The sequence below is a fragment of the Streptomyces sp. NPDC057428 genome (assembly GCF_042803195.1).
GTDB lineage: Bacteria > Actinomycetota > Actinomycetes > Streptomycetales > Streptomycetaceae > Streptomyces.
The window spans coordinates 1-9,337 of record NZ_JBHVCT010000142.1; the positions used below are offsets into that span (position 1 = coordinate 1).

At 67.5% G+C, this 9,337-nt stretch carries 8 protein-coding genes; 5 read left to right on the forward strand and 3 right to left on the reverse strand.

Annotated elements, in window-relative coordinates; all coding sequences use genetic code 11:
- Positions 1-152: 152 nt before the first annotated feature.
- The 5 genes from ACFU5K_RS30045 to ACFU5K_RS30065 all read left to right on the forward strand — a co-directional run bounded on the left by ACFU5K_RS30045 (position 153) and on the right by ACFU5K_RS30065 (position 3,599).
- Positions 153-338 carry a hypothetical protein gene (locus ACFU5K_RS30045; protein WP_384067311.1) on the forward strand — a complete coding sequence of 62 codons (186 nt, stop codon included), beginning with the start codon at positions 153-155 and terminating at the stop codon, positions 336-338.
- Between the two features lie 457 nt (positions 339-795).
- Positions 796-1,689 carry an FAD-dependent oxidoreductase gene (locus ACFU5K_RS30050; protein ID WP_384067313.1) on the forward strand — a complete coding sequence of 298 codons (894 nt, stop codon included), beginning with the start codon at positions 796-798 and terminating at the stop codon, positions 1,687-1,689.
- Positions 1,690-1,795: 106 nt separating this feature from the next.
- Positions 1,796-2,188: a hypothetical protein gene (locus tag ACFU5K_RS30055; protein ID WP_384067316.1), complete on the forward strand. Its 393-nt coding sequence runs from the start codon at positions 1,796-1,798 to the stop codon at positions 2,186-2,188.
- 167 nt (positions 2,189-2,355) lie between these two features.
- Positions 2,356-2,724 carry a DoxX family protein gene (locus ACFU5K_RS30060; RefSeq protein WP_384067318.1) on the forward strand — a complete coding sequence of 123 codons (369 nt, stop codon included), beginning with the start codon at positions 2,356-2,358 and terminating at the stop codon, positions 2,722-2,724.
- The gene (locus ACFU5K_RS30065) at positions 2,721-3,599 is read left to right on the forward strand and encodes an alpha/beta fold hydrolase (protein ID WP_384067321.1); all 879 of its coding nucleotides are present in this window, start codon (positions 2,721-2,723) and stop codon (positions 3,597-3,599) included. The genes ACFU5K_RS30060 and ACFU5K_RS30065 overlap by 4 nt, the downstream gene beginning before the upstream one ends.
- 177 nt (positions 3,600-3,776) lie before the next feature.
- On the opposite strand, the gene ACFU5K_RS30070 is transcribed toward ACFU5K_RS30065, so the two are convergent.
- From ACFU5K_RS30070 to ACFU5K_RS30080, 3 genes are all read right to left on the reverse strand, one after another.
- Positions 3,777-5,093 (reverse strand): hypothetical protein, encoded by a 1,317-nt coding sequence (locus ACFU5K_RS30070; protein WP_384067324.1) that lies wholly within the window; start codon positions 5,091-5,093, stop codon positions 3,777-3,779.
- A gap of 381 nt (positions 5,094-5,474) precedes the next feature.
- The gene (locus tag ACFU5K_RS30075; RefSeq protein ID WP_384067327.1) at positions 5,475-7,013 is read right to left on the reverse strand and encodes a flavin-containing monooxygenase; all 1,539 of its coding nucleotides are present in this window, start codon (positions 7,011-7,013) and stop codon (positions 5,475-5,477) included.
- Complete coding sequence (locus tag ACFU5K_RS30080) at positions 6,994-8,577, reverse strand: class I adenylate-forming enzyme family protein (RefSeq protein ID WP_384067330.1); 1,584 nt, start codon at positions 8,575-8,577, stop codon at positions 6,994-6,996. The genes ACFU5K_RS30075 and ACFU5K_RS30080 overlap by 20 nt, the downstream gene beginning before the upstream one ends.
- Between the last annotated feature and the right edge of the window lie 760 nt (positions 8,578-9,337).

Genomic DNA, 9,337 nt, shown 5'->3' on the forward strand with positions numbered 1-9,337 from the left:
CTAGTGACACGCCATCTCGGCGTGCTCACAGGCATTTTCGCAGGTCAACCCACATATTCGTGTCCTAGTCGGCACTGCTAACTGCGGAACTCAGGATCAAGATCGAGCAACGGGGCGGACGCACCGCGACCCTGCGCTCGAACAGTCCCGCCATGGTCGAGCAGGAACTGTGGGCCATGCTCTGCGTTTACCAGGCGATCCACCACCTGACGGTCGAGACCGCCGGCGATGCCCAACTCCCCGTCTCACACATCAGTTTCAAGCAGACCCTCGCCGCTGCCCGACGTTCCGCCGGCGCGGACTTTTCCCCCTCGCCAACTGGCGGCCAAGGCTCGTGACGTCCGAGACGACCTGGCCCGCGAGGCCGTCAAGCCCCGCCCCGGACGCGCCGCACCCCGCGCCACCAAACGCAGCACCGCCGGCTACCGCACTCTGAAACCCGACGAGCCGGCCACCACCCGCGTCACCCACACCGTCGACCTTCGTCTCTTCCCCGAAGAGCGACGCCCCACGCCACCCACCAGCGCGACGAGCCCACGCATCACACCACCAGGCACACCGTCACGCCGACATCGAGATATGGCCCATGCGGCCTAAACGAGCGACGTTGCGGCCCGGTCTGTCGCTGGTCCGGGCGGTTTCGTGGCGGTGGAGCGCAATGTGTTTGACAAAGCAACTACGCACAGATTTACTTTCTTGGACAAGCATTGCCGAGGGGGTGTGGTCACGACCAGTGATCGGCCCACAGCGGCCAACCCGGCGGCCGCTCGGCCGCCGCCAGGCGTAGGAGTGAAGGTGGCCGAGTCGCACGTCGCCGTGTTCGACAGGCTTGTCCGGCAGGACGTGCCGAAGTCCACGCCGGCCTTGTTCGAGACGGCCTGTGTGCTGGGTGGCAGCATTGCCGGGCTTCTGGCCGCCTGCGTCCTCGCCGACCACTCCCGCGAGGTACTGGTCATCGAGCGCGAGGAGGTGATTCTGACCGGGCAGCCGCGCGCCGGTGTGCCGCACGATCGTCAGGCACACATTCTGATGCCGGGCGGGCTCGCACTGATGGAACGCCGGCTGCCCGGCATCACGGGCGAGATGCGCGACGCCGGTGCAGTTCTCCTCGCGCCGGACGAGATGGACACGTACATCGACGGCGTGGAGCAGTTGCGTACCGGCGACGCGCAGATGCTTTTCTGCAGTCGCCCCTTCCTCGAATCGGCGTTGCGCCGTCGTGTGCTCGATCTGCCCAACGTGTCGGCCGACACGGCACGCGTGACGGGTTTTGTGTACCGGGAAGGCGCGGTGAGTGCCGTGCGGTATGTGCAGGACGACACCGAGGACATCCTGCCCGTCGACTTCACGGTGGATGCGATGGGCCGTTCCAGCAAGCTGTCGGACTGGCTGGAGGAGGAGGGGTTCAGCCGGCCGCACCAGCAGCGTATGCAGACCGGCATCCACTACTCGACCGCGGTGGTCGAGCGGGTCGGCTCAGACGTGGACCGGCGGTTCACGGCGTGTCAGTACCCGCTCTTCGCAGGTCCCGGTGGGCTGGCCGCGGGTCTGGTCGTTAAGGTCGAGAACGACCGGTGGATGGTCAGCCTGCTCGTCCACGGGGGGGAACAAGCCTCCCGGGTCGATCGCGGAATTCCGCGCGCTCTGCGACAAGCTTCCGCCGGCGTTCAGCAGGGTCTCCGGCGGTGACGTCGTCCTCGACGTGGTGAGGTTTCGTCAGGCCACCAGCAGAAGGCGTGACTTCGCGGGGCTCACGCGGCTTCCGGCCCGTGTGGTCAGTGTCGGGGACGCGGCGGTGTCCCTCAACGCGAAGTACTTCCAGGGAGTGTCCTCGGCCGCACTGCACGCAGCCTGTCTGTCCGACTACCTCGCCGACGACCCGGATCTCGACCTTCCCTGCGAGCGCTTCTTCGCCCTGCAGAAGGTCGCCACGGACGCGGCATGGACCCTTTCCGCAGGCGCGGACGTCGCCCGGACGGACATTCTTCAGGGAGCTGAGGTAAGTGAAGAGGTCCAACGGCAACGGTCCGCCATGAGGCAGCTCATGGAGGCCGCCGTGACGGACGAGACGATCGCCGAAGCGTGCAAGGCGGTCTGGTTCATGTTTGCGCACCCCGACACCCTGGCCGACCCGGCACTGCTCGATCGAGCCGTCGCCGTCAATCAGCGTGCGTCCAGGACTTCGTGAAGGACCAACCGCGTAGTCCGCGTGACAGCTGAGCTGTCACGGCCGGGGCACACCAGCCGGCTCGACGGCGAAGCCCGGCCGGCTGCTCACCCGGGCATGCCCGGGTGAGCTCACACAGCCACCCCAGCAGCACATTTCTCCCATTCAACTCCAGAAAAGGAACCATCATGTACATAGCAGCCGTTGTCATCAGCATCCTGCTGGCCCTTGCATCTCTCGCTGCCGGCGCCCCTAAGGCGCAGCTCAAGGGTGACGTCCCGGACGGCCTGATCCAGAAGGGTCTCAGCGCGACCATGGTCCGGCTGATAGGTCTTGCCGAGGTCGCTGCCGGTGTCGGGCTCGTCGTGGGGATCTGGTGGCAGCCGCTGGGTATCGCGGCCGCTGCCGGCCTGGCAGTCGTGTTCATCGGGGCCGTCTGCTTCCACGTCAAGTGGGGCGACTACCGGGACAGCGCCGCCCGTAACGCAGCCATGGCTCCGATCATCTTCTTCGCCCTCGCCGTTGCCGCTGCCATCACCCTGGCCGCTTCTCAGTGACAGGGCAGTCCTCGGACGCGAACGTGGAGTGGCGCGCTGCCCAGGAGAGGGGAAGCCTTCTGAAGGAACAACGGGTCGGCATCGCCGGGCAGCGCATCAACTACACAGCCTCGCAGGGCAAGGGGCGGACAGTTGTCCTGGTGCACGGGAACTCCTCCTCCAGCCGGGTCTGGCGGCCACTGCTCAACGGTTCCTTCGGAGAGCGGTACCGCTGCCTTGCGCCGGATCTGCCCGGCCACGGCGGTTCAGCACCCGCCGAGCGCGCAGCCAGCTACTCACTTCGGTCCTACGCCTCTGTTCTCGCAGGCTTCGTCAAGGAACTGCGAGCCGAGGACGCGGTGATCGTCGGCTGGAGTCTGGGCGGACACATCGCGCTCGAAGCGGCGTCCCAGTTGCCTGAGGTGGCTGGGTTCGTCCTCTTCGGCACGCCGCCCGTCGGCGGCCCGGCCGATGTCGCCAGGGCGTTTCTGCCGAACCCCGCCATGGGCGTGGGATTCTCCCCCGACGTGGACGCCGAGGCGGCCCTGTCCTTCGCCGAGAGTTTCCTTGCCCCCGGATCGACCCTGCCGACCGACGAACTCGTGGCGGACGTGATCGCCACCGACGGTGCAGCTCGTGCCGGCCTGCTGGCCAGCCTCCAGGCGGGAGCTTTCGCCGACGAGAGGGTTGTCGTGGCTCACATGACGCAGCCCCTCGCTGTGCTGCACGGGGAGGGCGACCAGTTGATCAGCTCGGACTACCTGCGGGGAATCGGGATGCCGACGCTCTGGCGCGGCGCCCTGCAGATCCTGCCGGGCGTCGGGCACACCCCTCAGCTGGAAGCGCCGGAGGAGTTCGCGGACATCGTCACCCAGTTCATCACCGATCTGGGCTGACCAACCGGCCCGCGACAGCAGAGCTCGGTATCCCGGCCGATCCGTTCGGCCGGGATACCGGGCGTCTGGGGGACCTGCCCCAGACGCCCTGGATCACAGGGCCGGACAGGGGCATTTACCGACAGCCGGCCAGCGCTCGGCAGCGGGCTTCGGTGTTTTTTCGGCGTGCGCCGTCCCTCAAGCGGCCGCTCCCGGCCCCCGCCGGTCAGAGCCCTCGGTGGCCTCCGGCGTACCGGCCGTGCTCGGCTCGCTTCCCAGGAAGCCGGCCCACCCTCCGGCCGGCTGCTGGCCGACATCCAGCCCACGCAGCTGGGCCAGCACCTCGGGCCGCTGCACATCGAGCCAGTCGGTGAACTGGCGGAAGGAGACGAGGCGCACGTCGCCGCCACTCTCCCTCTCTTCGGCGATGTGCTCGAGTGCCTTTTCGACGGCATCCATGTAGATGCCGCCGTTCCACTCCTCGAAGTGGTTGCCTATGAAGAACGGCGCCCGATTCGACTCGTATGCCCGTTGGAAGCCTGAGATGTAGGCCTGGGTGGCCTGATCCCGCCAGGCCGGATAGTTGTAGGCCGGAGCCTGTGTCGAGTTGACGGACTGGTTGGCCAGCATGTTGTAGTCCATCGACAGGACCTCGAAGGAGTGTCCGGGAAAAGGTATCTGCTGCAACGGCAGATCCCAGACCCCCTCCTTCTTCGCCGGCCAGACCTGACGGCCTCCTGGCGAGGAGGCGTCGTAGCGCCAGCCGAGCTCCCGCGCAGTGGGTAGCAGGCTGTCCTGGCCGAGCAGACACGGTGTCCGGCCGCCGACCAGCTCCTTGTCGTAGTCGAAGGGCAGGGGTGACTCCTCGGTCCAGCCCGTATTGGTCCGCCACTCCTTCACGAAGGCCTTGGCCTGGTCTATCTCGGTCCGCCACTGCTGGGGGGTCCAGTTGCCGACGCTGCCACGGCCGCCACAGAAGTGGCCGTTGAAGTGTGTGCCGATCTCATGACCCTCCGACCAGGCCCGTCGAACGTTCGCGAGTGTGGCACGGACGTGCTCGTCGGTGAGATAGCCGATGTCCGAGGCCCCGCGCGGATTGTTCGGAGGGTCGTACAGCCGCTTCTTCGACTCGGGGAGCAGATACAGGCCCGAGAGGAAGAAGGTCATGTACGCCCCGTGCTGCTGGGCCAGGTCGAGGAAGCGGGGGAAGAGGCCGTTGCCGACCTCGCCCGCACCGTCCCAGGAGAAGACGACGAACTGAGGAGGGGCCTGGCCCAGCTCCAGCGGTACGGGCGCACTCGGCTGGTGCGGCTGTTTCCCGGTGTACGACGTCGAACCGTCTCCGATGAGCCGGGCTGTGGGTTCGGCGGTGCGTGGCGCGGCCGGGGTGCCGCTCGGGCCGTCGACCGCGTGGGCGACTTTCGGCGACGCGTGGGAGCGGCATGCCGCGAGGCCTACGGCGGCTGCCGCGCCCGCGCTCAGGCCGAGGATGCCCCTGCGGGTGAAAGTGCGCATGAACGCCCCATTCCTCAGTTCTCCTGCAACAACACTTTTGCTTCACATGTCAACATACGACGGAATCGGGATATTTGGGTACGCAGCGTTAGGAATGTCACGGTGTCCGGCGCCTGGGCCCGACACCCCGGTCGACGCGCAGAACGCGGTGGGTCCGGCCGGTACGCACACCGTCGGGCCGGGCGTACGCATGCAGGACGGAATGCCGGCTCCGCGTGGTGTGGGACTGAAGGTCGAGACCTCCTGCGACGGCGGTCGCGGCTGGAGCCCGGCACGCACGGCGCTCCACCGCACCGGGGACATGTCCAACCGCCACGGTGGCGCGGCCCGGCCGCCTCCACCGCGACGCGTACGTGACACTGCGGTCACAGCGAACCGCGGTCACCTACGCCGCATGCCCCGTGAAGCGTTGCCCCCGAGTCGCTGGAACAGGTAGTCCGTCATCCTGATACTGCGGGTCCGGCGGCTGAAGGCCATCGCGGTGCCGGGCCACAGGACGGTGTTACGGCCCGATCGCGGATCCTGGTACCAACTGCGGCAGCCACCGGACTGCCAGACGGTGCCGGCCATGCGCCCGTCCATCCAGTCGTTGAAGGCACGCTGGACCTCCGGACGTACCTCGAGCGAGTCCGCGCGGCTGCGGCGCATCCGGCGTAGGAGGGCGACGACGTAGCGGGCCTGGGCTTCGATCATGAAGATCTGTGAGTTGTGCCCGAGTCCGGTGTTCGGCCCCACCATCAGGAACATGTTGGGGAAGCCGGCGACAGTGGTCCCGAGATAGGCCTGGTTGCCGCCTCCCCATGCTTCGGCGAGAGTCACGCCGTCCCTGCCGGTGATATTGATGCGAACCGTGTTCTGGGTGTCGAATCCCGTGCCGTAGACAAGGACGTCGGCCGCGACCTCGACACCGTCGTCACCGACCACAGCGCCGGGACGCACCTTGCTCACCCCGACGGGCCGCACCTGAACGTGAGGCCTGGCCAGAGCGGGGTACCAGTCGCTGGACACGAGGAGCCGCTTGCAGCCGATGGCGTAGTCCGGAGTGACTGCGGCACGCAGGTCGGCGTCGGGAACCTGCCTCTCGATCAGCCTGCGCGCCAAGGCCTCGGTCTTCGCCATGGCCTGGCGGTCGCTGACGAATCCGGCGGCCCGTTCCTCGTGGATCCGGAACAGGCGCTCGCGCACCCACCACCGGTAGGGCGGGAACCATCGGGCGAACCACCGGTGGCGTCGGCCGAAGGGGCGGTCGGCCTTGGGGACGACCCAAGGCGGTGTGCGCTGATAGACGGTGAGCGCCGCGACCTTGTCGACGATCGCCGGGACGAACTGGACGGCACTGGCCCCGGAGCCGATGACCACGACCCGCTTGCCGGTCAGATCCACATCGTGGCGCCAGGCAGCCGAGTGGAAGGCCGCCCCGTCGAACGACTCGATGCCGGGAAGATCCGGGTAGGCGGGATGGTGCAGCGGCCCTACTGCCGACACGAGGAAACGTGTGTGGTAGGTCTCGCCTTGGGACGTGACGACTTCCCATCGGGCGTCCGCCTCGATCCAGTGGGCACTGTCGACCCTTCTGCCGTAGCGCGCGCGCCCGTCGAGACGACGACGGTGAGCGACGTCACGCAGATAGCCCAGGATCTCCGGCTGTCGGGCGAAGAGTCTGCTCCAGTCGGACTTCTGGTCGAACGAGTACGAGTACAGAGGGGACGGGATGTCACAACCGCACCCGGGATAGGTGTTGTCGCGCCATGCCCCGCCCAGGTCATCGGCGGCCTCAAGGATCACGAACGAGTCGAAGCCCGCATTGTCGAGCATGGCGGCGATGCCGAGCCCACTGAATCCGGCACCCACGATCACGACGTCGACGACCGCGAAACGCCCTGCCTCGGCGGGGCGCGGTTCAGTGGGGGAGGTGGTCATCTGTCTCCTCGGCGGTCGCGATCGCCGGGCCGGCGCTGTCAGCCGGCGCAGGGGCGGCAAGGTCCCCGAGCCGGCGTTTGAGTACCTTGCCGGACGCATTGCGTGGCAATTCCTCCACGAAGACGAATTCCGAGGGGACTTTGTAATCGGCGAGGGAGACGGCGGCATGCTCTCGCAACGACTCCGTACCGGGGTAGTGCCCGGCACGGGGCACGACGACCGCGCGTACCCGTTCGTCGAGGATCGGGTCGCTCACGCCCACGACGGCGACGTCCGCGACGTCGGGGTGCGTGCTGAGTACGTTCTCGACCTCGAGGCTGTAGACGTTCTCGCCGCCCCTGATGATCATGTCCTTGAGACGGTCGAGTACGCGCACGAACCCGTCGCCGTCGACCGTGCCGACATCGCCCGTGCGCAGCCATCCGTCCACGAAGGTGGTCGCCGTGGCATCGGGGTTGTTCCAGTAGCCTGCGGTCACCACCGGGCCGCGCACGCACAACTCGCCCACGGTATCGCGCAGATCCCGCGGAAATCCACCGCCGATCGAGATCGCGACCTCGAGTCCCGCCACCGGGCGGCCGACGGTTGCGGCGTGGGTGGAGTACTCGTCGCCCTCGGTGTAGGTGACGATCGAGGTGCCCTCCGTCAGGCCCCAGACGTTGCCGAGGGTCAGACCGGGCAGACGTGTCCTGACCTCACCGGGGAAGTCCTCCGGGACGGGGGAGCCGCCCATGACGAAGAGGCGCAGGCCGGACAGATCGGGGGAGAGGTGCTCGGTCCTGAGCAGAATCAGACGCAGCATGGCTGCGACGCCGGCGAAGAAGGTGATGCGCTCACGCACCATCAACTCCACCACGGTCTCCGCCTTGAACTCCGGGGTGAACACGCAACAGCCGCCGGCTGTGAAGAATCCGACGAACTGCGAGACCACGCCGGTCGCGTGGAACATCGGCGCCGCGATGAGCGTCCGTTCCTCCGGCCCTGCCCCCAGACGCTCGCGCACGGTGCGCGCGTTGAACAGCAGGTTCGCGTGCGTGTGCATCGCACCCTTGGACCGGCCGGTGGTACCGGAGGTGTAAAGCAGGTGCGCCACATCGGACGCGTCCCGCTCGCAGCCGGGCAGCGCCCGGGGGTCCACGTCCGGAGCTTCGGGGTCCGGTACGGCGAGCAGCGCTTCCACCGGGGCGATGTGCGCGGCGAATGCGTCCGGGACGCGGGCGCCCAGCCTCCCTTCTGCGCCATCCGTGACGATCACCGTGGCAGCGCTGTCATTGAAGACGTGAGTGAGCTCCGGTCCGGCGAGCCGGGTGTTCACCAGTACGGCGATGGCGCCGCTCAGCTGTACTCCGATGTAAGTGACGGCGTACTGCCAGCAGTTCGGCAGAAGGATCGCGACCCGGTCGCCGGGTCCGACCCCCAAGTGTCTCAACCGGACTGCGACGGTGGTGGCCCGTCGTAGCACCTCGCCGTGGTTGAGACGGACGGTCCCGTCCGCCAATGCCTCGCGCCCACCGTGCTCGGCCGCGATCTCGATGAAGCTCCGGGCGAGTGTTTTCGAGCGCATCACAGCTCCTGGGCGTGCGTCGGAACGATGGGTGGAGGAGGACTGAGCCGCTGCCGTATCAGGACACCCTTGGCCTCATGTACAGCCGGGCAACGGCCCATACGTGTCTGCGCACACCCGGCAGCGAAGACCGGAGTCGGCATACGTGTCGCCGATGATCGTACAACGCCCCGAAGGACGGGGGATCGGGTGTGCCTGTGCGGGGCTGGCGGTCCTCGGTCTCTCGTTCCGGGACGGCCCCCGGGTCATCGAGTCCGGTTGTGGATCCCGGGATGGTGATGGCTGTCGAGAGGCCGGGGCGTCTTATGCTTGACTGGGCAAATTATTGCGTTAGTCTGATTTCTGCACCGGGCGGTGGTGTCCGAGTGGCATCACCGTGGGCCGCGCGTCGGCCGGCGCCGCACCCCACGAAGGCAGGCGGGGTCTCCCGCGGCTGGATCGGGGACGACGAACTGCAAGCGATGCGGCGCCGCCGGAAGGCGCCGAATGGCAAAGCCTGGCTTTTGACGGAGGGTGCGCGAGGTCGTCGCGCGTGAAGGTCAGCATGCTACCTCCGTCTGCTGGGGTCACGTCGAGGAGGAGTGTCCGCTGCGAATCCGGTGGACCTCTGTGGTCCGGTGAGATACCTGAATTCCGGTCGTCGCACGGGGGTACGTGGGGCATTCAGCCCGGATCCACCGGCTTGGTGTCTGTGGACACTCGTTCCTGAAACGAGGAAGTGCCTTGTGACCTGCGATGATGGGAGTTCTTGAGGCTTCCA

What these genes read in the sequence shown, in the direction of transcription:
- ACFU5K_RS30045 (WP_384067311.1), top strand. Translation starts at nt 153, where the DNA reads ATGGTCGAGCAGGAACTGTGGGCCATGCTCTGCGTTTACCAGGCGATC.
- ACFU5K_RS30060 (WP_384067318.1), top strand. Translation starts at nt 2,356, where the DNA reads ATGTACATAGCAGCCGTTGTCATCAGCATCCTGCTGGCCCTTGCATCT.
- ACFU5K_RS30070 (WP_384067324.1), bottom strand. Translation starts at nt 5,093, where the DNA reads ATGCGCACTTTCACCCGCAGGGGCATCCTCGGCCTGAGCGCGGGCGCG.
- ACFU5K_RS30075 (WP_384067327.1), bottom strand. Translation starts at nt 7,013, where the DNA reads ATGACCACCTCCCCCACTGAACCGCGCCCCGCCGAGGCAGGGCGTTTC.
- ACFU5K_RS30080 (WP_384067330.1), bottom strand. Translation starts at nt 8,577, where the DNA reads ATGCGCTCGAAAACACTCGCCCGGAGCTTCATCGAGATCGCGGCCGAG.